This is a genomic window from Lolliginicoccus suaedae, from assembly GCF_008312885.1.
GTDB lineage: Bacteria > Actinomycetota > Actinomycetes > Mycobacteriales > Mycobacteriaceae > Lolliginicoccus > Lolliginicoccus suaedae.
In genome coordinates, this window is record NZ_VSSO01000002.1 from 255,122 (window position 1) to 281,544 (window position 26,423).

The window sequence follows — 26,423 nt, forward strand, 5'->3', positions numbered from 1 at the left end:
CAGCCTGAGGGCGCGGGGACACGGCCGGCATCAGTGTTTGCGCCGGACCTGTTGAGCAGTAATGGTTGTCGCATGCCAAAACCGGACATGGGCCAGGATGTCGTCTACCTCATCGCGCCCAGTGGTCACCCCAACTACGGCGATGAGCTGATCGCCGCGCAGTGGCTGCGCTTCCTCGCGCGCCGCCGCCCTCGCTCCCTGGTGGTGCTCGACTGCCACACGCCCGGCCAGGCATCGATCCTTCTCCACGGACTGCACCCGAACGTCATGTTCGTCGACACCGCCTGGCGGCTCGCGATGGATGCCAGCACGCGGGAGCCCGCGCAGGCCGAGGACTTCCTCGCCCACGTCATCGCGGAACCGGGCCGCGCCTGCCTCATCGTCGACGGCATCGAGCTGCTCGCCCGTGCGTCGAGCATCCACCTGCTCGGCGGCGGCTACCTCAACGCGATGTGGCCCCACCACTACAATCTCCTCGACATCGCCAAGTCGGCCCAGCAACGCTCCGGAGCGCGCCTCTACGCCACCGGGCAAGGACTCATGCCCGCGGAGGACACCGTCCGCATCGCCGCTGCCACCCGGCACTTCGATGTCTTCGATGTCCGCGACCAGCCCTCCACGCGGTTCGACGGCACCATCCTCACCGGCGACGATGCCTGGCTCGACCTGCCCGCCGCGCCCACCAGGGGCACCGCGGCCGAGGCGGCGCGGCGTGGCACCGTGCTGTGCCTGCAATCCGATCTGACCGGCAGTGACGACGGTGCCGCGCGGCTCGCTACCCTCGTCCGTGGTCTCCTCGACCACTGGGGGACTCCCGGCAGCGACATCGCCGTCGTCGAGGCTATTCCCGGCACCGATCGCGTCGTGTTCGATCTGCTCGCGGACCGCCTCGGCGGAGCACTGTTCGTGCCCTTCACCGAGATCTGGCGGCACGGTTTTCCCGCCAGCCCCAGCCAGGCGTGGATCAGCACGCGCTTCCACCCGCACCTCATCGCCGCCGCAGCAGGCGCCTCCGGCATCGCCATCAGTGGCCAGCGCGGCTACTACGACACCAAGCACCAGTCGCTGACGAGCCTTGGATCGGGCTGGACGCTGCTGCACCTCGACGACGACCCCCAGGAAGTGCCACGGCCAGCATCCGGTGGATTCGCTGCCTCCGACGCCGAGATGCTCACTGGCGCCAAGAACGATCTCGCTGACGCCCTGTATCCGCCAGTTCCCCTGCGCGATCGCGCCCGCGCCCTCGCGCCACCGATGGTCAAGCGTGGGGCGCGCAGGCTCGCCGGCAGGGGGTAGGGGCGCCTACAGGTACTGGCCGGTGCCGTGGCCGTTCGGATGCGGCTCGCCAGCTTCGGGCATGCGCGGATCGGTCTCCTGGGAGCCGCCCAGGCTCATGCCGGGTGGCAGTGCGCCCTGCCGGATCTGCTCGAGCTGCGCCCGTGCCGCCATCTGCTGGGCGAACAGTGCTGTCTGGATCCCGTGGAAAACACCCTCGAGCCAGCCCACGAGCTGCGCCTGCGCGATGCGCAGCTCCGCGTCCGACGGCACGGCGTCCTCGTTGAACGGCAGCGTCAACCGGTCGAGCTCCTCGCGCAGCTCGGGCGCGAGGCCGTCCTGCAGCTCCCGGATCGACGAGTCATGGACCTCCCGCAGCCGCGACCTGCTCGCCTCGTCCAGCGGGGCCGTGCGGACCTCCTCGAGGAGCTGCTTGATCATGGTGCCGATGCGCATGACCTTCGCGGGCTGCTCCACCAGATCGGTCAAGGGCGTCTCGCGCGGCTCGGTGCCAGCACGATCGTCGCTCGTGCCGAGCACCTCGATGCCGTCATGGTCGGTAAGAGTCATGCATACCATCATGCGGTCGGTGCCACGCCAGCGCTAATCCGCCAGCGAAAGCCCACTCGCGACTCAACTGACCCGCAGCAGGACCTTGCCCGCGACGTTCCCGGAATCGAGCAGCTCGTGCGCCTTGGCCGCATCGGTGATCGGCAGCTCGTCATGGATCACCGGACGCACCAGCCCCGCCTCGATCATCGGCCACACGCAACGCATGGTCTCCTGGATGATCTGCTCCTTGCTCGACTCGCCCACTACCGGCCGACCCCGCAGGTTCGTCGCCGTCACCGTGGCCCGCTTCGCCAGCAGCTTCGCCAGATCGACCTCCGCGCGGCGCCCGCCCTGCAAGCCGATGATGACGATCTGCCCATCCATGCCCAGTGCATCGATGTTCCGGTCCAGATACTTCGCGCCCATGATGTCGAGAATGATGTCCGCCCCCGGGTGGGAGAACTCCTTCGTGTAATAGGCCATCTCGGCGACGAAATCGTCGTCCTTGTAGTTGATGACATAGCGGGCACCGAGCTCACGGCACAGCGCGAGCTTCTCCGCCGAGCCCGCCGTCACCGCCACCCGCACATTCATCGTGCGTGCCACCTGGATCGCATGCGTGCCGATGCCGCTCGCCCCGCCGTGGATGAGCAACGTCTGCCCACGATGCATCCCCGCGCGCATCCCCAAGTTCGACCACACCGTGCACGCCGCCTCCGGCAAGCTCGCCGCCGAGTACAGGTCCACACCCTTGGGCACGCGCATCAGCTGAGCCTCCGGCACTGCCACGAACTCCGCGTACCCGCCCCCGGAGAGCAGCGCGCACACATCATCGCCGACTCGCCAGCCCTGCACGCCCTCGCCGAGCTCCACGATCGTGCCGGAGCATTCCAGGCCCAGGATCGGGCTCGCCCCCTCCGGCGGCGGATAGTGCCCCGCGCGCTGCAACAGATCAGCACGGTTCACAGCGGTCGCCGCCACCCTCAGCAGCACCTCGCCCCGCCCTGGGCGCGCATCGGGCACCCGCTCCCACTGCAACACATCGGGACCGCCGGACCGGGACATAGTGATCGCACGCATGGTCCTGAGGGTAGTCGCCCACCCCGTGCGGCGGCGCGACCTTGACCAGTAAGCCAATGCGCGGATCCCTGCCTGGTATGACTATTCTCTTACGTGTCATAAAGGATCAATCGGCGGAAGGACACGCGCTCCATGGGGGACAGCGAGAATAGCGGCATCGACTGGCTCAATGCCAACGAGCAACGAGCCTGGCGCGCCTTCATAGACGGCAGCCAACGCCTCATTGGTCTGCTCAACCGTGACCTCGCCACCAGCGACTCCCTCTCCATCGCCGACTACCGCATCCTCGTGCTGCTCAGCGAATCGCCGAAGGGCGCGCTCCGCATGAGCGAGATCGCCGACGGCATCGTCGCCTCCCGCAGCAAGCTCACCCACCAGGCCCGCCGCATGGAATCGGCCGGCCTCATCCGCCGCGAAGCCTGCTCCGAGGACGGCCGCGGAGTATGCGCCCACATCACCGACACCGGGCGCGAGGCCCTCAAGAAGGCAGCCCGCAACCACGTCACCAGCGTCCGCTCCTACTTCATCGACCTCCTCGACGACACCGAGCTCGACGCCCTCGCCAGCATCTTCGAGAAGATCGACAACCACGTCATCGCCAAGCAACACGACGACGACTGAACGATTCGCCCCCGCTCGCACCCGTTCGCTAGGATCGCCTACGGAAGCGTGGCAGAGCGGCCGAATGCACTCGCCTTGAAAGCGAGCGTCGTTAACAGCGACCGGGGGTTCAAATCCCTCCGCTTCCGCTTGATGCCCTGACCTGTTCGCACGGGTCAGGGTGTTTTTTGTTGGAGATGGCTTGGGGCGGTAGGGCTGTGCGGGTTGCTCGTGGCCCCCAGTGGGCGCCTGCCACCTTCGACGCGGAGCTGCCACCCGTGGGGGACGCCTGCCACCCTTGGTGCAGAGCTGCCACCGATATTTCCGTGGGCGCTATCGCTAAAGGTGGCGGGAACCAGCTAGAGGTGGCGGGAGCGCACGGGGCGCATTGCGATTTGTCCACAACAATCCTACGGATCCGCCGCTAGCGGCTTATTCGGATCAGTGCAGGCGATCTACAAGCCCGCCCCTTTCGCCTTCTGGTCCGCCAGGCGTGCGGCTTCTTCATCACTGACCTCCTCGTAGTCTCCACTGAAGGCGATCTTGGTGGTCAGTCGGCGCGCGACCTGCGGATCCAGCGTCCGCCAAAAACTGCCGGTGAAGGTGTCCACCGCAGCCTCGTGGAACCCCGGCACTCCCACCCCGTCGTCGCTGTGGACCCGCACGAGCCGCAAGGCTCCATCTGAGAAGTACCTCATCGTTTCCTCCGTGTTCGACCCTGCCCTCATGCTAGGCAACGCGGCGGCTGTTGCATTCCGCCCCTACCCCGTCCGGGTGATGCGGTCCTGCTCGTCGACGGTCGCGGGGGCGTGGTCGGCGATGTAGGTGCGTAGCGCGCTGGCGCCGCGGATGGTGGTCTCGGGCTCAGCGTCGTCGAGGACGGTGAAGCCGCTACCGGGGCTGGTGAGCACGGGATCGACGACGATGCGGTATTCCAGTCCTGGTTGCACGGGCTCGGCGTTGATGGTGATGCCGCTGATCCGGGAGCCGATGGGGGCGGATTCGTCGATGGTGTAGGCGAGCGCGGCCGAGGGCTGGAGGAGTGTGGCGCGGTCGTCCTGGAATTGCTGCTCGAGCAGTCGTGCGAGGGTGTCGCCGGTGATGTCGATGGTGGCGAGCGGGGTGTTGTCCACGGCGGCGAAGATGTCGCCGTGGGTGACGGTCTCGTGGAGGTCGTCGCGCAGGAAGGCGGGGTGGATCAGCGCCGCGACGGCAGGTGCGTCGTTGTTGCGCCCGTTGTGGGAGTAGACGGCTGCGTCGGCGATGAGCCTGCCGAGGGGGCTCTCGGTCACGGCGGAGACTGGCTTGGGGGCTTGCCGGGTGAGTGTTCCCACGGGCGTGCGCGCGGCTTCGCTGATGGTGGTCTCGAGGGCGTCGAGGGTGGCGGCGACGTCGTCGGCGGGGTCGATGTCGCGGGTGACGATCTGGTTGAACACGCTCACCCGGTCGCGCTGCACATCGCCGGTGGTGCCGTCGATCACGAGGTCGGCGACGGCGATGGTGCGGCCGTGAGACCCTGCGGCGAGGAGCGGGCGGTCGTTGCCGGCGGGGTCGCGCACGAGGCATGTGTAGGGGCGCGCGCCGCTGGTCAGGACGAGGTCGATCTGGGGTGGGGCTTGGGCGGCGAGGCCGTGTGCCGCGGTGTTGCCGGCGCCGCAGTCGCTGGGGCCGCCGGGCTCCTCGGGCAGGTCCGGGCTGTTGACGAGCAGGACCATCGCGGCAACACCGAGCCCCTCGAGTGCTTCGGTGGCGTTGGTGATGGTCTCGCGCTCAGAGGCGAGGGTGTATTCCGGTCCGGCTTCATCGTGGAGCGTGGCGCCGATGATGCCGATGGGGGTGCCGTTGACGTGCCGGATGGTGAACGGTGCGGTCAATGGCGTGTGGGTGGGGCCGTAGATGTTGGAGCTGACCAGGGGGAACGCTGCGCCGTCGAAAGTAGTTTCCTCATCGCACTCGTCGTCGAGGTGGCATCCGCCGTCCGCCTTGCGGAGCAGCTCGGGGACACCCTCGGCGAGCTCGGTGGAGCCGATGGCGGAGGCGTCGAGGCCCCAGGTGTCGAGCAGGTCGATGACGGGCTCGTGGCGGAGCACGGCGGTGCGGCTCGGCTCGTCCGGCGCGGCGACGTTGTTGCCCGTGGAGAGGAACAGGGAGCGGCCAGCCTGGCGGCGCAATTGGTCGAGGTAGGTGCCGAGGTTCGCGGCGCCGCCCGCGTCGATGCGGGACCCGTCGGATTGCAGGACCGTTCCGGCCTCGCCGTCGAGAGGATCGAGGGCGCTGCGCAGGTCACCGATGGAGAGGATGCGAACCTGCACGTCGTCCGGATGGTTCGCGGTGGCGGCGGGCGTAGCGATGAGGGGCAACGCTAGCGCGATCACCGATGCGGCGACAGCATGACGGCGCATGCTCATCCCCTGCCTCCTCGACCAGCCTTCGTGTCCTGCGCGTGCGCGCTTCCCACTGAACCCAGTGTGGGGGGTGCCGACAGTTCGGGGGGCAACCATCGGATCACGGTTGCATCACTATCCGGTGCACCGCCGCGGTGCCGGGAGAGCTACCGCCGGGCCAGCGCGAGCGCCGCGTCGCTGAGCGCGAAGTCGAGGAACTGGTCGTTCTCGAAGGCATCGCCGACGGTGACGCGCACGCCCTCGCCAGCGAACGGGCGCACCAGTACCCCGGCTTCGGCGCAGCGCGTGGAGAACTCCGCCGCGTTGCCGCCCAGGTGCAGCCAGACGAAGTTCGCATGCGTCCGGGGCACCTCGTAGCCTGCCGCGAGCAGGGCAGCGCGCACGCGCTCGCGCTCGGCCACCACCACGTCGGTGCGCTCGAGGAGCTCGGCCTCGGCGCCGAGGGAAGCCAGCGCTGCTGCTTGGGCCAGGCTGTTGACGCTGAACGGGATGTATACCTTGCTGACCGTGGCGATCACCTCGGGCGAGCCCACGGCGTAGCCGATGCGCAGCCCGGCGAGTCCGTACGCCTTGGAGAATGTCCGGAGCACCACCACGTTCGCGCGGCCGCGGCCCAGCGCGATGCCATCGGGCAGGTCGCCGTCGGCGAAGTCCTCGGCGCGCAGGTACTCGATGTACGCCTCATCGAGCACCACGAGCACATTGCTTGGCACGGCGTCGAGGAAGCGCTCGAGCTCGCCCCGCCCCACCGCGGTGCCCGTGGGGTTGTTCGGATTGCACACGAGCACGAGCCTCGTGCGGCCGGTGATCGCGGCCAGCATCGCATCGAGGTCATGCACGTGCCCCGGGGCCAGCGGCACCCGCACGGGATTGGCTCCCGCGACGAGGGCGACGAGCGGATACGCCTCGAACGAGCGCCACGCGAACAGCACCTCATCGCCGGGCGAGCACGTCGCGAGGACGAGCTGCTGGCACAGGCTCACCGAGCCGCACCCCACCGACACCTGCTCGGCTGTCACGCCGAGCCGCTCGGCCAACGCCTCCCGGACTGCCACCGAGCCATTGTCCGGATACCTATTGACGCCCTGGGCGGCGGCAGCGATGGCGCCCACCACGCTGGGCAGGGGGCCCGGCGTGCTCTCGTTGCTCGCCAGCTTCAGCGCGCCCGGCCACGACTTTCCCGGCACATACATCGGCAGCGTCTCGAGGTCGGGACGGAGCTGGACGCGCGTGGACTGGTCGCTGGCAGGATCCTGGGGCGAAGTGGTCACCTGCGCGAGAATAGTCGTTCCAGGCCTCGAAAATCATGGCGAGGAGTGGGAGAGTAGAACCTATGTCGGGAATCCACACTTCACGAGCCCGGCAGGAATACGCGGCCCTGCCGGATGCGTCCACCCGTGTGCCGCTCACCGTCATCGCGCCCGAGTCACCACCCCGCGGCGGGATCGTCTTCCTCCATGAGATGCGCGAGTTCCACGAGCCCCTGCTGCAGCTCATGCATGAGCTCGCGGACGATGGCTGGCTCCTAGCGGCACCGCACCTGTTCCACCGCCAGCCCGAGGATCGCATGGATCCGGTGTTCGGCGCGGAACTGTTCAACGATGCGGAAGCTGCCCGCGGCTGGCTGATCGACCAGGAGATCGAGGCGGACAGCGTCGGTGTGATCGGGTTCGACAGCGCAGGCACAGCGGCCGCGATAGTCGCTACCCAGCAACCCTATGGCGCGGCGATCAGCATTGCTCCGCATGGCATCGAGCGCGCGCTCGGTCCCGGAGCCACGCCCCTGCTCGAGACTGTGGCCTCGCTGCGCACGCCGTGGCTCGGCATCTTCGGCGAGGACGATCCGCAGACCCCGCCGGACGCGGTGAACGCGCTGCGCAACGCGGCTTTGCGCGCGCCCGTCGCCACGCTGCTGGTGAGCTACCCGGGCCTTGCGCATCGGCCCGACGATGGATTCGGCGCATGGTCGTGGCACGACGTCGACGATGTGCCGGATGCGGAGCCCACGGATACCGAGACCGCTGTGACAGCTGCGAAGCAGCACATGTTCGAGTGGCTCGACAGCTATCTCCGCTGACCCCGCCACGCCGTCTGCCTCCGGTTTTGCAAAACCACAGCAGACGTGTGTAGTCTTGCCGATGCCCGACGCAAAGGGTCCAGGGAGGCGTGCCAGAGCGGCCGAATGGGGCTCACTGCTAATGAGTTGTTCCCCTCAAAGGGAACCGGAGGTTCAAATCCTCTCGCCTCCGCCAACGGTGTTGCGGTAATACAAAAGAATATGTACGCGCCCGTAGCTCAACGGATAGAGCATCTGACTACGGATCAGAAGGTTAGGGGTTCGAATCCCTTCGGGCGCACGTCTTGGTTGAGACAGCAATCGCCCCCGCACTCGTGCGGGGGCGATTGGGTTTCTGGGGCCAGTATCGGTGCCGCGCGCACCAGGCAATCCCCACGTTCCGTTGCGCGAGGCCCCGGTGCTTCCTACGGTAGGGGGCGTGACCAGATCCGTATCGGAGCCGACTTCGTGGCCTGCTGTCCTGACGTGGAAGTCCACTACGGCGCCGCGGATGGAATCCACCCGCATCCAGCTATCCGGCAAGCGCGTCAAGGCGTCGGGCCGTCTCATCGGTGGCCCCTGCGAGGATCACGAGAGCTTCAGCGCTTCCTATGACCTCGTGACCGACGATGCGGGCGTGACAAGGCGCTTGTCGCTGCGCACCACTACCGCTGAGGGCGAGCGCGTGCTGTCGGTGTCGCGCGACCGCGAGGGCTACTGGACGGTTCATGAGGGCACGACCTCGGCCCGGTCCCGCTTCGGGGGCGCGCTCGATGTGGACGTGATCCTGAGCCCGTTCTTCAACGCGCTGCCCATCCGTCGGCTCGACATGCAGCATGAGTCGGGGGATGAACAGGTCTCGGTGGTGTATGTGTCGCTGCCGGATCTCACGGTGCGCGAGGAGTCCCTTACCTATAGCGCGGGCGGCGAGGGCATCCATGTCATCTCCCCGGTCGCGAGCGCCACCGTGACCGTTGACGGGGATGGCTTCGTGATCGACTACCCGGGGCTGGGGGAGCGGATCTAGCTGTTGCTCCTGCTCGCGCGTCGAGTACCTGCTAGCCGAGTGCCTGGGCGCCGAGCATGAGCGGGGCGCGGGCAGCAACGTGGGGGAGCGCGGCGAGCTGCACGCCCACGGGCAGGATGTCGTGTCCTGGAACGACTTTCACGGTCCCGGGCATCGCCACGACCGAGTAGCCAAGCACGCTGAACGGGATGCACAGCCGCAGGATCTCCGGGCGCACCGGCACCGTCGCCCCATCGATATCGAGCTCCTCGACGCCGATCAGGGGCGCGCGGAACGGCACCGTCGCGGCGAGCAGCATATCGAGGCCCTCGGCGCGCAAGCGCTCACCGATCAGCAGCCTCAGCTCGCTCAGCCGCCGCACCGCGTGGATGTACTGGCTGGCGGTCCGGCCACGCTGGGCGCGCAAGCGCTCCCGCGTCAACTCCTGGAAGCGATCCGGCGTCGCCTCGAGATGCTGCTCGTGGGTGGCCAGGGCCTGCGCGCCGGTGATGGTGCCATACAGCTCCACGAGCTCGACCGCCTCGGGCAGCTCCACCTCCACCACCACATGACCGGCGTCGGCAAGCCCCCGTTCCGCGCCATCCACAGCACCCCGCGCCTGCTCGTCATGCACCTGCCAGCCAGCTCCGGCGAGACGTCCGATCCGGTAGCGGGCCGCAGCACCATCAGCACTCGCCCCGCCCAGGCCGACCGCGTCCCACGCGAGCAGCGCATCAGCACCCGTCCGCGTGAAAAAACCCACATGGTCGAATGACTCGGCCAGCGGGAACACACCGCCGGTGGGCAATGCACCGAACGGAGGCTTCACGCCCACAATGCCGCACAAGGCAGCCGGGGCGCGCACGCTGCAACCAGTATCCGTACCGATCGCAAGCGGAACCACGCCCTTGGCGACCAGCGCCGCCGACCCCGAGGAGGATCCACCGGTGATGCGCGCGGCATCCCACGGGTTCGCGGCCGGTCCATCCGCGCTCACCGCGCCAGTGGGCCCGTAGGCGAACTCATGCAGGTGCGTCTTAGCGACGACGATGGCTCCGGCCTCGCGCAGCATCCGCACGATCGCCGCATCCTCGACCGCGGGCCCCGCGCCCTCGCCCACCTGGCTGCCGCACCGCGTGGGGACGCCTGCCACATCAATGAGGTCCTTCACCGCCACCGCCACGCCATGCAAGGGGCCCGGGGCCTCGCCACCAGCGCGCCGCTCATCGAGCAGCCGTGCCTGCTCGAGAGCCTGCGCGGCGAGCCGCTCCTGGTAGTCCCGCCCCACCACGAGGTTCTCCCACGGTGTGCCACGCAGCGCATCGATGCGGCCCAGCACGTCGGTCACATGCTCCACGGCGGTGACGCGCCCGGCGCGCAGATCGTCCACAAGCTCCGTCAGGCTCAACGCGCGTCCCCCTCCTCCTCGGGCAGTGCTACCAGCACCGCGCCATCGCGGCCTGCCTCGCGCAGCGCATCCAGCCAGCCAGGATCGCCGGGAACGATGCCCTCGATCACCTTTCGCCCCGAGCCCCGCTTCTCGTATGCCAGCCGTGCCTCGTGGCCGGCCGCCACGATCACCGAGGTCGAGGAATGCCAGGCCAGTGCCTCGCGGGCCTCCTGCAGGACATCGAGCACTTCATCGAGCACCGGCAGCAACGCATTCGCGTTGGCCTCGCACATCGCATCCACCAGCGCGGGCGCCGTGCCCGCCACGCGCGTGCCATCGCGGAACGACCCCGCTGCCAGCGACAGGGCCAGCGACCCGCCCCGCGCCCCCGCGATCGCCAGCGCCTCCGCCAGCACATGGGGCAGGTGCGAGATCCGTGCCGCAGCGTCGTCATGCTCCCGTGACTCCGCGGGAACCACCACCGAGCCGCAATCCAGCGCGAGCGCCGCCACCTGCCGCCAGACCGCGGGATCACGGCCCTCGTCCACGCCCACCACCCACGTGGCGCCCTGGAACAAGGCGGCATCGCCTGCCTCCCAGCCGGACTCCGCCGTGCCGGCCATCGGATGCCCGCCCACATACCGGGCATCGAGGCCCTGCTCCCGCACCGCCTCCGCGACCGGGCCCTTCACGCTCACCACATCAGTGAGCGGGCATCCGGGCGCGCGCTCCGCGATCTCACCGAGCACCGCGCCTACCGCCGGCATCGGTACCGACACCACGATCAGCGACTGTTCCCGCGCCGCCCGATCCAGCACCCCGGCCAGATCGCTGCTCGCCTCGAAGCCATCAGCGCGGGCAGCGGTCACCGCTGCCGCCGACCGGTTATAGCCGAACACCTCCCGGCCGGCCGCGCGCGCCGCGCGCATCACCGAACCGCCGATCAATCCCAGGCCAAGGACACAAACAGACTCAGGCACACCACCAGGTTCGCACACCACCGCTGGCGTGTCGCGCCCCGACACCGCCCCGCCACCTGCGATTTCCCTTCCGGAGTTCCCACACGTCCCTCACCGCGCTAACCTCACGGCATGGCAGCACAGCGCGCTCGCACACAAAGCGACGACGATTATGAGGTAGACGGCTTCGCGGTGGGAGTCGTCCGGGAGGACGGCCGGTGGCGCTGCGTCGCGCTCTCGCAGTCCGTGCTGACCAGCCTCGAGGACGCCGAGACCGAGCTGAGGGAGCTGCGCAGCTCCGGAGCCACCATCGGGCTGCTCGATGTCGACGATGAATTCTTCATCATCATCCGGCCGTCCCCGGGCGGGACGCACCTGCTGCTCTCCGACGCTACTGCCGCCGTTGACTACGACATCGCCGCCGAGGCCCTCGACGCGCTCAACGTCGACATCCCCGACATCGACCCCGACGAGCTCGACGAGGTGGATCCCTGGGAGGAAGGCGAGCTGGGCATTCTCACCGACCTCGGCCTGCCCGAATCCGTCATGAGCGTCATCCTCGCCGAGGACGATCTCTACCCCGATGAGCAGCTACAGATGATCGCCGAGCGGCTCGGCTTCGAGCGCGAGTTCGTCACGATCCTCGACTCGCTGCAGAACTAGCCAACCAGCCAGAACCCAACCAGCCAGGCATCGCACCCGTGACGCTCGCCGACGACGAGGCCATGATCGCCGCCGCCATCGAGGCGGCGGCGCTCTCCGGCCCCGACGACGTCCCCGTGGGCGCCGTCATCCTCGCCCGCGACGGCACCGTCCTCGCCCGGGCGGGCAACCAGCGTGAAGCCACCGGGGACCCCACCGCGCACGCCGAGATCCTCGCGCTGCGCGCTGCTACCCAGGCGATGGGGGATGGCTGGCGGCTCGAGGACACCACTCTCGCGGTGACGCTCGAGCCCTGCACCATGTGCGCGGGCGCCCTCGTCCTCGCGCGGGTCGGGCGCATCGTGTTCGGTGCGTGGGAGCCTCGCACCGGCGCCGTCGGATCACTGTGGGACGTCGTGCGGGACCGTCGTTTGCTGCACCGGCCCGAGGTGCGGGGCGGCATCCACGCCGAGGCCTGCGCCCGTCTGCTCACCGACTTCTTCGAAGCACGCCGCTGAGTGGGATCGGCGGGCTAGAAAGCGCTGTGACCTGGCGATTCGGCGCGAAACACAACCTCAGGTACAGTTGTGCGCGGTGGCGTGTCCGAGCGGCCGAAGGTGCAGCACTCGAAATGCTGTGACGGGTAACCCCCGTCCGAGGGTTCAAATCCCTCCGCCACCGCTTCCAGCCTCCCGCCTGTTCACGCAGGCGGGAGGCTTTTTCGTGCGTGTGGTGGGGCATGTATCTGGTGGGCGCGATGAGGCCGCGGTCGCGCGCGGTGGCCTCATGCAGCGGCGGGCTCATGCAGCGCCGGGCTGCGAATCTGCGAGCAAATGTCACCATCCTCGCAGCGTGTCGCAGCGTGTCGCGCGACATTCACCAGCAGATCCTCCCGCAGCCAGCCAGTCGATCACGTGACCTTGCCTAGACTTCGAAAAGCGCTGTGTGCTGCAATCCGCAGTCCTATACTTGGGCGCGGCTAAACGCCTGCCGGAGCACAGTTTTCGGGCGGGCTCCACAGTCGGTGGATGAATGGACTGGCATGATTGTCAATGCTCGAACGGGGATGCGACCGCGTGGCCACGTACGCTGCTAGAGATATTTACGCGTTAGCGCACAGCTATCTGCGTGGAGCCGGGCAAGTTGACAGGCTTGTCGGTGACACGCTAGAAGGTTGGGCTGTCCATTGGTCGAAAACACGGTCGGCAGAGGTGAGCCTCGTAATCGATGGGCAGGAGTGCCTGCGAGTCGCAGCGAACCGGCATCGCGCCGACTTGGAGGCAGCAGGCATCTGTGGTGGAAATGCTCAGTTCATGGTGAAGATCCCTCGCAGGTTCCATGATGGGCAGCCGCATTCGGTCGAGATCATCAATGAGTCGAATCAGCGGCCCATCACGCCGGGGAAGCTTGTAGTAACAATTGGTCCTGAACTCGCGGGCCACGGCCATGATGAGCAAGCCCCGCTTGGCGCGGCAACTTTCGATCAGGCTAGCGGCAGTCGCGGGAAGCGCATGGAGTACTCGTGGAGAGTCAGCAGCCAGGCGCAGGGAGCAGGTCTCAAGCAGGAGCTCAAAGAAAAGCGAAAGCTTGCCGTCGTCGCCGCATGGAGCAACCAGAGAACGTTTCTCTCCTGCCACAGGGATATTGTTTCGGACTTGAAGAGCATGGGATTCGCTGTGGTCCTGGTTCACGCGACCGATCGGCAGGATGAGTGGCGTACCTGCTCGGAGATCGAGGGCCTGGATTGCCTCATAGATCGACCCAATCAAGGATACGATTTTGGCTCGTGGGCAACGGGAATACTCCACTGCGCGGATGTATTGAATGATCTCGATGAGGTCATCCTCGTCAATGACTCGGCATTCGGACGGATCGCGCCGCTTGAGCCACGACTCAGCGCTTGTTCCGCGCCTTTCGTGTGCTTGACAGATTCCTACCAAGTTTCGCACCACGGCCAGAGCTATTTCCTTCGATTCGGTCGCGAGCCGCTGGAATCAGGGGCAGTGCTGGACTTCTTTGAGAAATATCCTTTCACGAACAAGAAGCGGGATGTTATCAGGAATGGCGAGATTGGCCTGAGCGCGGCAATGCTGGATGGCGGATTCGGTATCCATCCATTGTTCCCCTATGAGCAAGTGGCGGCTCGGTGGATCGAGCATGCACCGAGTACTGTTGACCTGATCAAGGATTCTTACCGCGATATCGGTCTCTATGGCAGCAAGACGATGGAGCGACGGCTGGATTCGTTCGCCGCGCATGTAGAGAGCGTGCTGCGGAATGTTCCGCTCAATCCGTCGCACTTGTTCTGGAGAACGCTCATCTCAGAGCATGGATTCCCCCTCATCAAGCGCGAGCTGCTACTGAAGAATCCAATCGGTGTTGCTGATCTCTTTCCGATGAAGTCCGCGCACTACCTGGAAGCTATCGGCGCGGATCATCAGGTCGTCGAGTACCTGGCGCGACACGGGGATGGCCCACTGATCCAATGTGGAAAGCTATCCGAGCATGAAATGTTGACCGTAAACTGACCTTCAGGGGGGCAAGTGAAATCATTGGAACAGTCAAGCTCGGGCTGGGTCCTTCGTGATCCGGTTCCCGGCTCGCGAAAAACTTTCTGTGTGCTCGGTGTAGCGCGAGGCGGAACCTCGATGGTTGCGGGGCTTTTGCACCAGCTCGGCGTCAACATGGGGACGCATATCGATCCCAGCAACCAGGAGGACGTCGATTTCCTCACGCATCGAGGGATTAGGCGGATTTTCTGGAACCGCGCAGAATCTGCCAAGCGGAAAGAATATGTGAAGCATGCGCGATCGCTCATTTCTGACCGCAACGAAGCATTGGAGACCTGGGGCTGGAAGGATCCAATAGCCTCGTACTACGTCGCTGACGTTCACCGCTTTCTCGTCAATCCGCACTACATTTTTGTGGTGCGGGATGTCGCGGCGGTCGCGGCTCGGGAGATGAGGCACGCCGGTGATGTCGTAGCGGGCGACTCTATAAACCTTATCGATCGAGCCTTGAAAGAGTACTCTGATTGCCTCGGCTTCCTCTCAGGGATCAAGAGTCCTGCTCTTTTCATCAGCTATGAGCGTGCGCTTCGGCACCCAATGGATACAGTCAGGCTCCTGGCCGATTTTGTGGGCGCTTCCCCGCTGGATGGGCAACGTTGCGAGAATCTAGCCGCATACATTCAGCCGGAGAGAAACACTGCGGCATTCGGCTGATGCACTGATTGTGTCCTGTTTCAAGGGTTTCGCTAATAGCGAAAGTCTTTAGCTATTCATGCATTACTTTGACTTCTGCAGGAGGGCAGGCAATGAGCATCGCAAACCTGGTTCGTAAAGTGACACCAAGCAAGTTCCATTCGATGGTGGGCGCTGATTCCCGCAAGGGTGAGGTGAGGATAACCTTCGATATTGCAACCACGTTCCGGCGCTTCGCCTATTTTCGCGGCACGATCCGCGGTGGATCCGGTGGGGCGTGCAAGATCGTATCCGCCCAGGTTGCCTCCAACGTGGAAATGAGTCCAGCGTCCATCAACTCGTGGCCGAACCAGAGGGATCCGAGCGTCATAGTGTTCGAGGTCTTCTCGGTCGCCTACGAGGAGTTCGACCTCGCGCAATCCAGCCTCGAGCTCACCATCAAGTGTGGTCGGGATGAGCAGGTGGTTTCGCTGCCCTACTCCGAGGTCCAGAAGCGCCATGGGGCGGAGAGCTACACCGTCATGGAGACCTGGCGGTCGCTCGTCAGCGATGCGGATGTCAAGCAGGTGCTTGATGTTGGCGGACGTGCGCGCAGTGGCGTGTCGCACAAAGACATAGCGCTCGGCAAGAACGTCGTGATCACCGACATCATCGAGGCCGATGATGTGGACATCGTTGCTGATATTCATGAGCTTTCGCAGCATGTCGAAGAGAAGTTCGATGCCTTCATGAGCATCGCTGTCTTCGAGCACCTGGTCATGCCCTGGAAAGCAGTGGTCGAACTGAACAAGGTGCTGCGAACGGGGGCGGTGGGGCTTGTGGTCACTCACCAGACCGAGGGGCTTCACGACGTTCCCTGGGACTTCTATCGCTATAGCTCGGATGCGTGGAAGGGCCTGTTCAACAAGAGGACCGGGTTCGAGATCGTCGACACCGGCATGCGGACACCGATGGGATTCATCCGCCTGCGGTGGAACCAGCGCAATACTGGCACTACTTTCGCGGTCGGCTACCAGGAATCCGCTGTGGTCGTGCGCAAGATCGGTGAGCCCGAGGTCGACTGGCCCGTGAGCTTGGCCAGCTTGGTCGAGACTGGCTATCCGGGCTTCCCCGAGGGGCGATAGTGATTCGGTGATTGGCTGGCGAATCTGCGAGCGAATGTCACCATCCTCGCGGCGTGTCGCAGCGTGTCGCGCGACATTCACCTGCAGATCCTGCCGCAGCCAGCCAGCCAGCCAGCCAGCCAGCCAGCTACTCGCAGAGCGGAACGGTCAGCTCCACGATGGTGCCGTCGCCGGGGCTGGAGTCGATGAGCGCGGTGCCGCCGATGTCGTGCATGTTGGCCTCGATGGCGTGGGTGATGCCGTACCCGCGGGGCGTGGTGGCGGTATCGAAGCCGCGGCCGCGGTCGACGATGCGGACGGTGAGGCGGGTGTTGTCGGCGAATGCGGTGAGCCATGCCTCGGTGGTGCCGGAGTGCTTGAGGACGTTGTTGAGGGCCTCGCGCACGGCCTCGGAGAGGGTGTCGCACCGGTTGCCGGGGAGGCGCTCGGGCAGGCTGTGCTGCTTGACGTGCACCTCGAGGCCGAGTGCCTCGACATCGGCGAGGGTGGCGGACATGAGGTTCTGGAGGCGGGACTCGGTGGCGATGTCGGTCTCGGGGTCGTTGGTGATGAGGTTGCGCAGGTAGGCGGCCTCGGTGGCGCAGCGACGCTGGACCTCGGTGGTCTTGTGGTCGAGCCCGCCGCGGGCGATGGCGGTGAGGGTTGTCAGGACGGTGTTGTGCAGGTGCCGGTACTGGGTCTGGCGCTCGGTGGCGCGGGCGGCGCTGGCGGCCCGCTGGGTCTCGGCGTGGAGCTGCTCGGCCTGGATCTGCTCGAGGATACGGCCTTGCCCGCTGAGGTAGCGGCGGACGAAGTGGGCGGCGACGGCGTACCAGAGGCAGCCGTTGAGCACGGAGAGCGTGGGCTGGGCGAGCAGGTCGATCTGGTTGTCGTGGAGGTATGCGGCGGCGAGGAGGGCAGCGGCGATGATGGTGAGGCAGGTGGCGGCGAGCCAGGGGCGGAATGCCGCAGCGGTGAGGGCGGAGGCGGCGAGGGCTAGCTGGACGGGCCAGTTGCTGTCGGAGAACACGTCGGCGCCGGTGACGTTGCGGCTGCTGATGAATAGCAGGCCGATGACGATCGCGAGGTCGGTCCAGACGGTCCATCGGGGAAACCAGCCGCGCCGGCGGGCGATGAGCAGCAGCAGGAGGTTCCACCCGCCCGCGAGCCCGAGGAGGGCGGTATTGAGCGTGCTGTCCTGGTAGGTGGTCGGTGGTGCGGTGGCCGCGGCGGCGATGGCAGGCAGCAGGTAGCTGGCGCGCTGGATGAACAGCAGAGCGAGGATGAAGCGCAGTGCCCGGTCGGTGCTGGAGCGGGTGGAGAGGTACTGGGGATCGTTCCAGCTGAGGACGTTGCCGAACAGGATGCGCCACGCCGCGCGCAGCCGGGCCGTGAAGGGCGTCGTGAGCACAGCGGCGTCGCGCGGTTCGGGTGCTAGTGGTGCTGCCTCAGCGGACTGCATGGTCCTTATTGTCGGGCATGGGGAAGCAGGCCGCGTGTAACAGCTCTGGTGGGTGTTGCGATTGTGGTGGTGGAGTGGCGGTTGTGTGCTGCTGGGCACGTGTTAGTGAGACGGATGATGGCAGTCACTTGTCGCATGGGAACGGTGGTGCAGCCGTTACCCTTCAAGAAGGGCTGACATCGGGGTGGGCCCGCCGACCATGGCGAAAGGTGGCGTGATGACTCGGGCAGACCGTGATTCGCGCAGCCATCTGGAGCTGGGCCTGGTGAACTTGTCCGATCCGGGCGCGGTGCGTGATGAGCCTGCGCTCGTTGAGCTCGATGGCTGGGTGCGCAGCTTCTTGACGCGCCCGCATGCTGATCTGGGCCGTTCGGGGCCAGTGTGCCCGTTCACGGTGCCCTCGTTGTCGCGGAAGCTGCTGTGGGCCGGGGTGGTGCGCGGCTCCAGGCTCTCCGAGGCGGATGTCCTGCTGGCGGTCGAGAAGCTGGTGGACGAATTCGAGAACCTTGGTCCGTCGGAGGGTGGGCAAGCGCTGTACAAGGCGGCGATGATCGTCTTCCCCGACCTGACGGATTATTCGCTGATCGATCGCGTGCAACTGGCTCGCAAGCCGCAGGCTGTGGCCAGTGGCCTGATGCTGGGCCAGTTCTATCCCGGTTGCGATGAGCCAGGCTTGTGGAACGAGCATTTCCGTCCCTTGGATTGCCCGCTGCCCATGCTGGCGCTTCGTCATATGGTGCCGAGCGATCTGCCGTTCCTCGATGGTGATGCGGCGTGGACGGAGAGCTACCTCAAGCGTTTTGCCCCGACCATCCCGGCGCAGGTGCGGGCGACGATGGTGCAGCGGCTCCTGCGGCCGCGGGAGGAATAGCGGTGCCGACCGTGCATGGCAGGATCCGCGAGGTGCTGGATCGTGGCGATCTGGATGTGACGGTGCATGAGCATGCATCGCTGCCAGGCCCGATCCGGAGCCCGCAGGACTTCGCCGATGCGCTGGGCTATTCGCTGGACCGCATTACCAAGTCGGTGTTCCTGCGCGCGCGCAACGGAGCGTCCCATGCTGTCGCGGTGTGCGCGATGGGGCGCAAGCTCGACATGGGGCGGGTCGCGGGCCTCGTGGGCACGGGGCGGATGGAGTTGGCGGGAGCGGAGGAGCTCGCGCGCGTGCTGGACTATCCCCGTCACGGGGTATCACCACTGGGCGTGCCGTCGCCCGTGATGGTGCTTGTCGACGCTGGGCTGCTCGATCAGCCGACGATCCTGGTTGGCGGGGGAGCGGCGGGCGTCGAGGTGGAGATCGCGCCGCGGGACCTGGTCGCTGCCGCGGGCGCCGTGGTCGCCGATCTCGCCGTGTAGCAGCCGCTCTTGTAGCGCGATAACCGACGTGGAGTCACCCGCGCCCGGACAAATAAGACATGGTGTCGCAAATCATAATCTTGCAGGCTCCTGAAATATTGCAGTCTGTTGCAAAGTGCTGAAGCATGGAAGCCATGCACAACGGACCAAGCCTGCGAGAGCGCAAGAAGGCAGCCACCCGCGCTGCCCTCGCGGCCGCTGCCGTCCGCATCACCCGGGAGCGCGGGGTCGACGCCGCCACCGCCGAGGCCATCGCCGCGCAAGCCGGAGTATCGGCCCGCACCTTCCACAACTACTTCGCCAGCCGCGAGGACGCGATCGTCCACCACCTCGAGACGCTCGTCGACACCCTCCTCGACACCCTCGAGGACATGCCCCGCGAGCTCGACGCCATGACCGCCCTCCGGAAGCTCCTGCTCGATGCGGCCAGCGCTCGCCAGCACGAGCTCGCTGACCTCGTCGGCGCGCTGCACCTCGTCGAGGCGCATCCGACCGCAGCCTCCTGCAACCAGGCGCTGCTCACCCGGACCATGGACCGGGCCGTCCGCATCGTCGCCGACCGGGCCGGGCTCAATGGCGACACCCACATCTACCCGCGCCTCGCCCTCGGCATCGCCAGCGCTGCCTTCAGCGCCGCGGCCGAGGTCTGGGTGCGCGGATCGCCCAGTGGCCGCACGCTCACCGACCTTGTCGACGAGGCGTTCACGCGCATCTCCGACGGCATGACCGCCCCCAGGACTGACCAGAACCCACGACCACAGGAGCCCGCATGGCCACCTACCTCTACCGCCTAGGCCGGTTCGCCTACCGGCGCAAAGGCATCGTCCTCGCCTTCTGGCTCGCGATGCTCGTCCTCGCCGGCAGCGCGGCCGCGGCCTTCTCGGGCCCCACCAAGGACTCCTTCTCCATCCCGGGCACCCCCGCCCAGGAGGCGCAGGACCTCATGGCCGAGCGGTTCCCCAACGCCGCCGCCGACCCCTTCAACTCGCTCACCGCGCGCTACCTGTTCGTCGCGCCCGACGGCAGCACCCTCGACGATCCGGCCATCAGCGCCGCGATCGACGAGACCCTCGCCGCCATCCGTAGTGTCGACCAGGTCAGCGAGAGCGCCACCAGCACCGAGGGCCCCGGCGCGCTCGCCAGCCCCACCGCCGCGTTCGACGGCATGGTCGACCAGCTCATCGAGCAGGGCACTCCCGAGGACCAGGCCACCGCCAACGCCACTGCCGTCGGCCCGCTCAGCAGCGACCGCACCGTCGGCTACGTCGACGTCCCCCTCGACGGCGATTTCGGTGACATCACCGAGCAACTCCGCGAGGACCTCAACGCTGCCGCGGACCCAGCCCGCGATGCCGGTCTCGACGTTCTCGTCGCAGGCTCGGTCATGCAGGATGTGGAGCCACCCGGCGGCGCCGCCGAGCTCGTGGGCCTCGCCATCGCCGCTGTCGTGCTCGTCATCACCTTCGGCTCGCTCATCGCCGCCGGCATGCCCCTGATCGCCGCCATCATCGGCGTCGGCATCGGCGTCTCCCTCATCACCGCGGCCACTGGATTCATGGACCTCAGCTCCACCGTCTCCACCCTTGCCGTGATGATCGGCCTCGCAGTCGCCATCGACTACTCGCTGTTCATCCTCTCCCGCTACCGGGCCGAGCTCGCCACCGCGAGCTCCCGCGAGGAAGCAGCCGGGCGAGCCGTTGGCACAGCAGGCTCCGCCGTCGTCTTCGCCGGCCTCACCGTCATCATCGCGCTGCTCGCCCTGCGCGTCGTCAACATCCCGTTCCTCACCGACATGGGCCGCGCTGCCGCGCTCACCGTGCTCATCGCGGTGCTCATCGCGATCAGCATGCTGCCGGCGATCCTTGGCCTGACGAAGTCCGCGATCTTCAAGGGCCGCATCCCCGGCCTGCGCCAGGTCGACCCCGAGCACCCTGATCGCCTCACCAATGGCCGTCGTTGGGCCAACGTGGTCACCCGCATCCCCGCGGTCACCCTCATCGGTGCGATCGTCGTGCTCGGCGTGCTCGCCATCCCGGCCGCCAAGCTCGAGCTCGCGCTGCCCACCCCGGCCACCGAGCCGCCCGGCACCGTCACCCGCGATGCCTTCGACGTCACCGAGGATGCGTTCGGCCCCGGCCGCAACGCCCAGCTCATCGTCGTCGCCGACGGGCAATCCCTCGCCGAGGACGAGCGTGCCGATGCCTTTGCCGAGCTCGCCGACCGCATGTACACCTTCGGTGACGTCGAGAACGCCCAGATCGTCGGCATGAACGAGGCGGGCGACACCGCCCAGATCCTCGTCACCCCCGCCACCGGACCGATCGAGGAGGCCACGAAGGACCTCGTCAACACGATCCGTGGCGCCGAGGAGCAGGTCCAGGCCGAGACCGGGCTCAGCTACGGCGTGGCCGGGCAGACCGCTATCGAGATCGACGTCTCCGATCGGCTGCAGGACGCCCTCATCCCGTACCTCGTGGTCGTGGTCGGGCTGGCGTTCCTCCTGCTGATGCTGGTGTTCCGCTCGATCCTCGTGCCGCTGACCGCCACCCTCGGGTTCCTGCTCAGCGTGGCCGCCACCTTCGGTGCCACCGTGGCGATCTTCCAGCTCGACTGGCTCGGCATCGCCACCAACCCGCAGCCGATCGTCAGCTTCCTGCCGATCTTCCTCATCGGCGTGGTCTTCGGCCTCGCCATGGACTACCAGGTGTTCCTCGTCAGCCGCATGCGCGAGGCCTACGTCCACGGCGAATCCGCGAAGGAAGCGATCGTCAGCGGCTTCTCGCACGGCGCCCGCGTCGTCACCGCCGCAGCGGTCATCATGATGTCGGTGTTCGCCGCGTTCATCGCCGAGGACATGGCCTTCATCAAGGTGATGGGCTTCGCGCTCGCCGCCGCCATCGTCTTCGACGCCTTCCTCGTCCGCATGGTGCTCATCCCCTCGGTGATGGCACTGCTTGGCGACAAGGCCTGGTGGCTGCCCGCATGGCTCGACCGCATCCTCCCCAATGTCGATGTCGAGGGCGAGAAGCTCGCCCAGCACATCGAGGAGCGGGAGCTCGCGGCTAGCGAGCCGGAACCGGCCATCACCCGCTAGGCGCGCGTCCCGGGCCCCGTGGCATCGCACCCCTAACCGGGGGAGTGCCGCGGGGCCCGTTCGGTTCTCCCGGCCCGTTTTCGCTCGGCGCCGCGCCTCTGGTTGGATGGCTACCCGTGCCCCACAACCAGCAGCAACCCTTCGACGTCCACGCCACCCTCGACGGACGACTCGGCCGCACCGGGACCATCCAAACCCCCCACGGCACCATCGAGACCCCCGCGTTCATCCCCGTGGGAACCAAGGCCACCGTCAAGGCGCTCCTGCCCGAAACAGTGCAGAGCCTCGGCGCGCAGGCCGTGCTCGCCAACGCCTACCACCTCTACCTGCAGCCCGGCTCCGACATCATCGACGAGGCAGGCGGGCTCGGCCGCTTCATGAACTGGCCCGGCCCCACCTTCACCGACAGCGGCGGGTTCCAGGTCCTCTCCATGGGGTCGGGATTCCGCAAGATCCTCGCCATGGAGCTCGACAAAGCCCGCCCCGAGGACATCCGCGCCCACCAGCGCGACCGCCTCGCCCACGTCGACGATGACGGGGTGAACTTCAAGTCCCACATCAACGGCTCCAAGCATCGCTTCACTCCCGAGGTGTCGCTGCGCATCCAGCACGAGATCGGCGCCGACATCATGTTCGCCTTCGACGAGCTCACCACCCTCGTCGACACCCGCGACTACCAGGTCGAATCCGTCGAGCGGACCCGGCTGTGGGCGCAGCGCAGCCTCGATGAGCACGAGCGCCAGACCGAAGCGCGCACCCACCGCCCCTACCAGTCCCTCTTCGGGGTCGTCCAGGGCGCCCAGTATGAGGACCTGCGCCGGGAAGCAGCCCGCGGCCTCGCCAAGCTACGCTCCTACGCCGACCGGCCCTTCGACGGGTACGGCATCGGCGGTGCGCTGGAGAAGCACAACCTTGGCACCATCGTCCGCTGGGTCAATGAGGAGCTCCCCTTCGAGACTCCCAAGCACATGCTGGGCATTAGCGAGCCCGACGACCTCTTCACCGCCATCGAGAACGGTGCCGACACCTTCGACTGCGTCTCGCCCTCACGCGTCGCCCGCAACGCTGCCATCTACCTGCCCACCGGTCGCGTGAACATGGACAAGGCGCGGTTCAAGCGGGACTTCAACCCCATCGACGAGACCTGCGACTGCTACACCTGCGGTCATTACACGCGCGCCTACCTGCACCACCTGTACAAGTCGAAGGAATTCCTCGCCTCCACCCTCGCGACCATCCACAACGAGCGGTTCATCATCCGGCTCGTCGACCAGATCCGCGACAGCATCAACGGCGGCTACTTCGCCGACCTGCGCGCCGACGTCCTCGGCCGGTACTACGCGCCGCGCGAGGGGTAGGGGCTAGTTGGCGGGGCGTGGTGGCCTGGCCCGGCCGCCGGCAGGTGGCCCGGCCTGGTGAGTTGGCCCGTGGGCGGCGGCCGACGGCAGGTGGCCCGTGGCCGGCGGCCCCGGTTGTGTGCGGTTTTGCACCCTCGGACGGCCGCGAAAGGGTGCAAAAGGTAACACTTCCGAGGCTCGGGCGGGGCCGCGTGCGCGGCAGCGGCCGCACCGCCGAGGGCTAGCAGCCCAAGCTAGCGCGGTAGCTGCCGCTGCGGGGCGAGCTGGTTGGCGCGCCATTTCAGGAACGACCACATCGCGAGGCCCGACAGCACCGACCCCGCCGAGAGGAACGAGCCGACCGACAGGATCGATCCGAACGATGCCGCGGAGCCGATCGATAGTGCCGAGCCGGTCGATCCGATGGACAGCACCGAGCCAGATGAGGCGATGGAGAGGACGGAGCCGGTCGAGGCGATCGACAGCACCGACCCCGATGAGGCGATGGATGCGCGCGATGCCGCCATGATGTGCCTTCCTGCGGTGCTAGGCCTGTTCAGCAATAGCGTAGGTGGGCTCGCGCTTCTTCACCAGGGCAACCACCTGGTAGGTGACCGGCAGCAGGATCGCCTCCACCGCGGTCTTGTACACGAATCCGAAGAACAGGTAGTTGAGGAAGTCGTCCATCGTGCTGATGCCGATGGCCGTCGCGGCGATGGCGCAGAAGATCAGCGTGTCGGTGAACTGCCCGACCACTGAGGAGCCCATCAGGCGTGCCCACAGGTGCCGCTCCTTGGTGCGCTCCTTGATGCGCACGAGCACGTACGAGTTGAACAACTGCCCGAGCAGGAACGCGGTGAGGCTCGCCACCAGGATCTGCGGATACACGCCGACCACGGCCTCGAGGGATTCCTGCCCCTCGTAGAAGCTCGCCGGGGGCAGCAGCGTCACGATCCAGAACGACACGGCCGCGAGGATCGCGACGCCGAAGCCGATGAGGATCGCGCGGCGCGCGGCCTTCAAGCCGTAGACCTCCGCGAGCACATCACCGAGGATGTAGGCGAGCGGGATGAGGAAGAAGCCGCCATCGGTGATGATCGAGAAGTCGCCCACGATGGGGCCGAACTCGACGCCCTTGGTGGCGGCGATGTTCGCCATGAACAACAGGGACGCGAACACCGCGACGATCGTGGCGTACATTCCGCTGCTCGCGCGCGCGAAAACGGCGGGGCCAGGCTGGTCGGCGGTCAAGCTGGCGTTGGGCATCCGGGTATCCAACCACACATCTCAGGCCCGGACCACCTGGGTGCCGTCCGCGATATCGTCATGCCTGCCCTGCCCGCGCGGGCTCCGCGCGATGCTCAGCGCGATGGATGCCACCGCAGCGAGGGTCACTAGCGCCGCGAGGAATGACACCGCGAGGAAAGGCATCATCACCAGGGATTGGAGGATGTAGAACGAGTTGCGGCGGAAAGCCTCGTTGCGCGTGGGGAACTCGCCAGTAGGGCCGTACACGCGCAGCCGCATGAGGCGCTTGCCGAACGTCTGCCCCGTCTCGGACTCGAGGATCACCGAGTACGCGATCAGGGTGATGCCATAGATCAGCGCGCCGAGGAATCCGCCGAACGCGCCCAGGCCCTCGCCGAGAACCCGGTATATGAACACAGCGGGGATGCCGACGATCAATCCGTCGATGACGCGGGCGATCGCGCGCGGCGCTAGCTCGGCAGGCTCATGCCCGGAAGGCAGGTACGAGGCGTCGGCGCCGTACGCGGCGCGCGGATCGAAGGCACGCGGATTGTGCCTCTCGTTCGCCGGGGACTGGCGGCCATCGCGGCGTGGTTTTTTCTTCCCTTGGCTCATCGGCTCGATCCTGGCTCATCGCGGCGTGGCGGTTGCTTCGTGACGAGACAACAGTACGGCACACCCCGCGCACCCTGCATGTTCGCTGCTCGCGCGGCGCGCGGTCAGGGGGTCGGGCCGGGCACGAATACCCACGGCTCGTGGGGGAGGAGCGTGGCATCGAAGCCGCCGAGCAGGTCCTGCGGGGTGCTCTCCTCCTTGTTGCTCAGCCCTAGCGATCGGGCCAGCAGCCCCACGATCCGGGCGGGGCGGGCGTCGATCTCGCGCATGGTCACCGCTCCATCGCGTTTGGCCAGGCGCTTGCCGCTGGGACCGAGGACGAGGGGCACATGCGCGTACCGCGGCGGCTCGTGGCCGAGCAGGGACGCGAGATACGCCTGGCGCGGCGCGGAGCTGAGCAGATCATCACCGCGGACCACTTGGTCCACGCCGGTGGCGAGATCATCGACCACGCACACGAAGTTGTAGGCGAACGTGCCGTCGCCGCGCTGGAGCACGAAGTCATCGACCACGCCGGTGTAGCGGCCATGCAGCGCATCTGTGACCGTGCAATGCGTGGCGCTGGTTCGCAGCCGCACGGCAGGGGGCCGACCGGTCGCCCGGCGCTCGGCGCGCTGCTGCTCGGTCAGATCGCGGCACGTTCCCGGATACGAGCCCGGTGGCGCGTGCGGGGCGGAAGCCGCGGCGTGGATCTCGCGGCGCGTGCAGAAGCACTCGAACGTCAGGCCCGCGTCCCGCAGCTTGCCCAGCTCGGCCCAGTACGTCTCCTGTCGGTCCGATTGATAGAGCACCGGCCCGTCCCAGTCGATGCCGAGCGCTGCGAGGTCGGCGAGCTGCCGCTGCGCCGATGCGGGATCCACCCGGTCATCGAGGTCCTCCATGCGCATCAGGAACGCGCGATCGCTCGACCGGGCGAACAACCATGCCAGCAGCGCCGTCCGGAGGTTGCCGAGGTGCAGGTCCCCCGTGGGGCTCGGCGCGTACCGCCCGGCCCCGGTCGCGGGAACGAGCGGGATCAACACCTAGCCGATGCTACCGGC

At 67.1% G+C, this 26,423-nt stretch carries 26 protein-coding genes and 4 tRNA genes; 18 read left to right on the forward strand and 12 right to left on the reverse strand.

Going from position 1 to position 26,423, the window contains the following annotated elements:
* The first annotated feature begins 72 nt into the window (after window positions 1–72).
* Window positions 73–1,296 (forward strand): polysaccharide pyruvyl transferase family protein, encoded by a 1,224-nt coding sequence (locus tag FXO18_RS06820; RefSeq protein WP_149360348.1) that lies wholly within the window; start codon window positions 73–75, stop codon window positions 1,294–1,296.
* 6 nt (window positions 1,297–1,302) lie between these two features.
* Here the strand turns inward: FXO18_RS06820 and FXO18_RS06825 are convergent, their stop codons facing one another.
* Together FXO18_RS06825 and FXO18_RS06830 are read right to left on the reverse strand one after the other, a co-directional pair.
* Complete coding sequence (locus tag FXO18_RS06825) at window positions 1,303–1,857, reverse strand: bacterial proteasome activator family protein (protein WP_149360349.1); 555 nt, start codon at window positions 1,855–1,857, stop codon at window positions 1,303–1,305.
* 51 nt (window positions 1,858–1,908) lie between these two features.
* Window positions 1,909–2,907 carry an NAD(P)H-quinone oxidoreductase gene (locus tag FXO18_RS06830; protein ID WP_149360350.1) on the reverse strand — a complete coding sequence of 333 codons (999 nt, stop codon included), beginning with the start codon at window positions 2,905–2,907 and terminating at the stop codon, window positions 1,909–1,911.
* Between the two features lie 132 nt (window positions 2,908–3,039).
* Here FXO18_RS06830 and FXO18_RS06835 point away from each other — a divergent pair, with 132 nt between their 5' ends.
* Both FXO18_RS06835 and FXO18_RS06840 read left to right on the forward strand, forming a co-directional pair.
* Window positions 3,040–3,528 (forward strand): MarR family winged helix-turn-helix transcriptional regulator, encoded by a 489-nt coding sequence (locus FXO18_RS06835; RefSeq protein ID WP_149360351.1) that lies wholly within the window; start codon window positions 3,040–3,042, stop codon window positions 3,526–3,528.
* A 42-nt stretch (window positions 3,529–3,570) separates the two neighbouring features.
* Window positions 3,571–3,656: transfer RNA gene (locus tag FXO18_RS06840), tRNA-Ser, on the forward strand.
* Between the two features lie 306 nt (window positions 3,657–3,962).
* On the opposite strand, the gene FXO18_RS15985 is transcribed toward FXO18_RS06840, so the two are convergent.
* The 3 genes from FXO18_RS15985 to hisC form a co-directional block, all read right to left on the reverse strand.
* Complete coding sequence (locus tag FXO18_RS15985; RefSeq protein ID WP_149360352.1) at window positions 3,963–4,205, reverse strand: hypothetical protein; 243 nt, start codon at window positions 4,203–4,205, stop codon at window positions 3,963–3,965.
* Between the two features lie 63 nt (window positions 4,206–4,268).
* Entirely contained in the window at window positions 4,269–5,915 is a 1,647-nt protein-coding gene (locus tag FXO18_RS06850) for a bifunctional metallophosphatase/5'-nucleotidase (protein ID WP_187774228.1), read from the reverse strand.
* 143 nt (window positions 5,916–6,058) lie between these two features.
* Window positions 6,059–7,183, reverse strand: a complete 1,125-nt coding sequence (gene hisC / locus FXO18_RS06855) for a histidinol-phosphate transaminase (protein ID WP_268884920.1) — start codon at window positions 7,181–7,183, stop codon at window positions 6,059–6,061.
* Window positions 7,184–7,245: 62 nt separating this feature from the next.
* Between hisC and FXO18_RS06860 the strand changes: the two genes are divergently transcribed.
* The 4 genes from FXO18_RS06860 (at window position 7,246) to FXO18_RS06875 (ending at window position 8,995) form a co-directional block, all read left to right on the forward strand.
* Window positions 7,246–7,989 (forward strand): dienelactone hydrolase family protein, encoded by a 744-nt coding sequence (locus tag FXO18_RS06860; protein WP_235900514.1) that lies wholly within the window; start codon window positions 7,246–7,248, stop codon window positions 7,987–7,989.
* 83 nt (window positions 7,990–8,072) lie between these two features.
* Window positions 8,073–8,164: transfer RNA gene (locus FXO18_RS06865), tRNA-Ser, on the forward strand.
* A gap of 32 nt (window positions 8,165–8,196) precedes the next feature.
* Window positions 8,197–8,269: transfer RNA gene (locus FXO18_RS06870), tRNA-Arg, on the forward strand.
* A gap of 138 nt (window positions 8,270–8,407) precedes the next feature.
* Window positions 8,408–8,995 (forward strand): putative glycolipid-binding domain-containing protein, encoded by a 588-nt coding sequence (locus tag FXO18_RS06875; RefSeq protein WP_268884921.1) that lies wholly within the window; start codon window positions 8,408–8,410, stop codon window positions 8,993–8,995.
* 31 nt (window positions 8,996–9,026) lie between these two features.
* On the opposite strand, the gene FXO18_RS06880 is transcribed toward FXO18_RS06875, so the two are convergent.
* Together FXO18_RS06880 and FXO18_RS06885 are read right to left on the reverse strand one after the other, a co-directional pair.
* Window positions 9,027–10,382, reverse strand: coding sequence for an amidase (locus FXO18_RS06880; protein WP_187774229.1), 1,356 nt, complete (start codon window positions 10,380–10,382; stop codon window positions 9,027–9,029).
* A complete protein-coding gene (locus FXO18_RS06885; RefSeq protein WP_407936445.1) occupies window positions 10,379–11,362 on the reverse strand; it encodes a prephenate dehydrogenase in 984 nt (327 codons plus the stop codon). The genes FXO18_RS06880 and FXO18_RS06885 overlap by 4 nt, the downstream gene beginning before the upstream one ends.
* A gap of 93 nt (window positions 11,363–11,455) precedes the next feature.
* Between FXO18_RS06885 and FXO18_RS06890 the strand changes: the two genes are divergently transcribed.
* From FXO18_RS06890 to FXO18_RS06915, 6 genes are all read left to right on the forward strand, one after another.
* Entirely contained in the window at window positions 11,456–11,986 is a 531-nt protein-coding gene (locus tag FXO18_RS06890) for a tRNA adenosine deaminase-associated protein (protein WP_149360356.1), read from the forward strand.
* 38 nt (window positions 11,987–12,024) lie between these two features.
* Window positions 12,025–12,483, forward strand: coding sequence for a nucleoside deaminase (locus FXO18_RS06895; protein ID WP_235900515.1), 459 nt, complete (start codon window positions 12,025–12,027; stop codon window positions 12,481–12,483).
* A 75-nt stretch (window positions 12,484–12,558) separates the two neighbouring features.
* Window positions 12,559–12,646 (forward strand) — tRNA-Ser (locus tag FXO18_RS06900).
* A gap of 530 nt (window positions 12,647–13,176) precedes the next feature.
* The gene (locus FXO18_RS06905; RefSeq protein ID WP_187774230.1) at window positions 13,177–14,493 is read left to right on the forward strand and encodes a rhamnan synthesis F family protein; all 1,317 of its coding nucleotides are present in this window, start codon (window positions 13,177–13,179) and stop codon (window positions 14,491–14,493) included.
* A gap of 15 nt (window positions 14,494–14,508) precedes the next feature.
* Window positions 14,509–15,189, forward strand: coding sequence for a sulfotransferase (locus tag FXO18_RS06910; RefSeq protein ID WP_149360358.1), 681 nt, complete (start codon window positions 14,509–14,511; stop codon window positions 15,187–15,189).
* A 296-nt stretch (window positions 15,190–15,485) separates the two neighbouring features.
* Window positions 15,486–16,292 carry a class I SAM-dependent methyltransferase gene (locus FXO18_RS06915; RefSeq protein ID WP_149360359.1) on the forward strand — a complete coding sequence of 269 codons (807 nt, stop codon included), beginning with the start codon at window positions 15,486–15,488 and terminating at the stop codon, window positions 16,290–16,292.
* Between the two features lie 127 nt (window positions 16,293–16,419).
* On the opposite strand, the gene FXO18_RS06920 is transcribed toward FXO18_RS06915, so the two are convergent.
* Window positions 16,420–17,733 carry a sensor histidine kinase gene (locus FXO18_RS06920; RefSeq protein WP_149360360.1) on the reverse strand — a complete coding sequence of 438 codons (1,314 nt, stop codon included), beginning with the start codon at window positions 17,731–17,733 and terminating at the stop codon, window positions 16,420–16,422.
* Window positions 17,734–17,932: 199 nt separating this feature from the next.
* Here FXO18_RS06920 and FXO18_RS06925 point away from each other — a divergent pair, with 199 nt between their 5' ends.
* The 5 genes from FXO18_RS06925 (at window position 17,933) to tgt (ending at window position 23,541) form a co-directional block, all read left to right on the forward strand.
* Entirely contained in the window at window positions 17,933–18,604 is a 672-nt protein-coding gene (locus FXO18_RS06925) for a DUF6875 domain-containing protein (RefSeq protein ID WP_149360361.1), read from the forward strand.
* 2 nt (window positions 18,605–18,606) lie between these two features.
* Complete coding sequence (locus tag FXO18_RS06930; RefSeq protein ID WP_187774231.1) at window positions 18,607–19,089, forward strand: aminoacyl-tRNA deacylase; 483 nt, start codon at window positions 18,607–18,609, stop codon at window positions 19,087–19,089.
* Window positions 19,090–19,223: 134 nt separating this feature from the next.
* Entirely contained in the window at window positions 19,224–19,883 is a 660-nt protein-coding gene (locus FXO18_RS15885) for a TetR/AcrR family transcriptional regulator (RefSeq protein ID WP_187774232.1), read from the forward strand.
* Window positions 19,859–22,183, forward strand: a complete 2,325-nt coding sequence (locus FXO18_RS06940) for an MMPL family transporter (RefSeq protein ID WP_149360363.1) — start codon at window positions 19,859–19,861, stop codon at window positions 22,181–22,183. The genes FXO18_RS15885 and FXO18_RS06940 overlap by 25 nt, the downstream gene beginning before the upstream one ends.
* A gap of 116 nt (window positions 22,184–22,299) precedes the next feature.
* Window positions 22,300–23,541: a tRNA guanosine(34) transglycosylase Tgt gene (tgt, locus tag FXO18_RS06945; protein WP_149360364.1), complete on the forward strand. Its 1,242-nt coding sequence runs from the start codon at window positions 22,300–22,302 to the stop codon at window positions 23,539–23,541.
* Between the two features lie 233 nt (window positions 23,542–23,774).
* Here tgt and FXO18_RS06950 read toward each other — a convergent pair whose 3' ends face one another.
* The 4 genes from FXO18_RS06950 to gluQRS all read right to left on the reverse strand — a co-directional run bounded on the left by FXO18_RS06950 (window position 23,775) and on the right by gluQRS (window position 26,405).
* Entirely contained in the window at window positions 23,775–24,047 is a 273-nt protein-coding gene (locus tag FXO18_RS06950; protein ID WP_149360365.1) for a hypothetical protein, read from the reverse strand.
* A gap of 19 nt (window positions 24,048–24,066) precedes the next feature.
* Window positions 24,067–24,786: a queuosine precursor transporter gene (locus tag FXO18_RS06955; protein WP_149360366.1), complete on the reverse strand. Its 720-nt coding sequence runs from the start codon at window positions 24,784–24,786 to the stop codon at window positions 24,067–24,069.
* Window positions 24,787–24,807: 21 nt separating this feature from the next.
* On the reverse strand, window positions 24,808–25,383 hold the full coding sequence (locus tag FXO18_RS06960) for an RDD family protein (protein ID WP_149360367.1): 576 nt from the start codon (window positions 25,381–25,383) through the stop codon (window positions 24,808–24,810).
* Between the two features lie 104 nt (window positions 25,384–25,487).
* A complete protein-coding gene (gluQRS, locus tag FXO18_RS06965) occupies window positions 25,488–26,405 on the reverse strand; it encodes a tRNA glutamyl-Q(34) synthetase GluQRS (protein ID WP_407936446.1) in 918 nt (305 codons plus the stop codon).
* Window positions 26,406–26,423: the final 18 nt, after the last annotated feature.

Coding starts and splice junctions, on each gene's coding strand:
- FXO18_RS06890 (WP_149360356.1), top strand. CDS start 11,456: ATGGCAGCACAGCGCGCTCGCACACAAAGCGACGACGATTATGAGGTA.
- FXO18_RS06850 (WP_187774228.1), bottom strand. CDS start 5,915: ATGAGCATGCGCCGTCATGCTGTCGCCGCATCGGTGATCGCGCTAGCG.
- FXO18_RS06940 (WP_149360363.1), top strand. CDS start 19,859: ATGGCCACCTACCTCTACCGCCTAGGCCGGTTCGCCTACCGGCGCAAA.
- FXO18_RS06835 (WP_149360351.1), top strand. CDS start 3,040: ATGGGGGACAGCGAGAATAGCGGCATCGACTGGCTCAATGCCAACGAG.
- FXO18_RS06920 (WP_149360360.1), bottom strand. CDS start 17,733: ATGCAGTCCGCTGAGGCAGCACCACTAGCACCCGAACCGCGCGACGCC.
- FXO18_RS06860 (WP_235900514.1), top strand. CDS start 7,246: ATGTCGGGAATCCACACTTCACGAGCCCGGCAGGAATACGCGGCCCTG.
- FXO18_RS06820 (WP_149360348.1), top strand. CDS start 73: ATGCCAAAACCGGACATGGGCCAGGATGTCGTCTACCTCATCGCGCCC.
- FXO18_RS06960 (WP_149360367.1), bottom strand. CDS start 25,383: ATGAGCCAAGGGAAGAAAAAACCACGCCGCGATGGCCGCCAGTCCCCG.
- FXO18_RS06915 (WP_149360359.1), top strand. CDS start 15,486: ATGAGTCCAGCGTCCATCAACTCGTGGCCGAACCAGAGGGATCCGAGC.
- FXO18_RS06925 (WP_149360361.1), top strand. CDS start 17,933: ATGGCGAAAGGTGGCGTGATGACTCGGGCAGACCGTGATTCGCGCAGC.
- FXO18_RS06950 (WP_149360365.1), bottom strand. CDS start 24,047: ATGGCGGCATCGCGCGCATCCATCGCCTCATCGGGGTCGGTGCTGTCG.
- FXO18_RS15885 (WP_187774232.1), top strand. CDS start 19,224: ATGCACAACGGACCAAGCCTGCGAGAGCGCAAGAAGGCAGCCACCCGC.
- FXO18_RS15985 (WP_149360352.1), bottom strand. CDS start 4,205: ATGAGGTACTTCTCAGATGGAGCCTTGCGGCTCGTGCGGGTCCACAGC.
- FXO18_RS06825 (WP_149360349.1), bottom strand. CDS start 1,857: ATGATGGTATGCATGACTCTTACCGACCATGACGGCATCGAGGTGCTC.
- FXO18_RS06955 (WP_149360366.1), bottom strand. CDS start 24,786: ATGCCCAACGCCAGCTTGACCGCCGACCAGCCTGGCCCCGCCGTTTTC.
- FXO18_RS06830 (WP_149360350.1), bottom strand. CDS start 2,907: ATGCGTGCGATCACTATGTCCCGGTCCGGCGGTCCCGATGTGTTGCAG.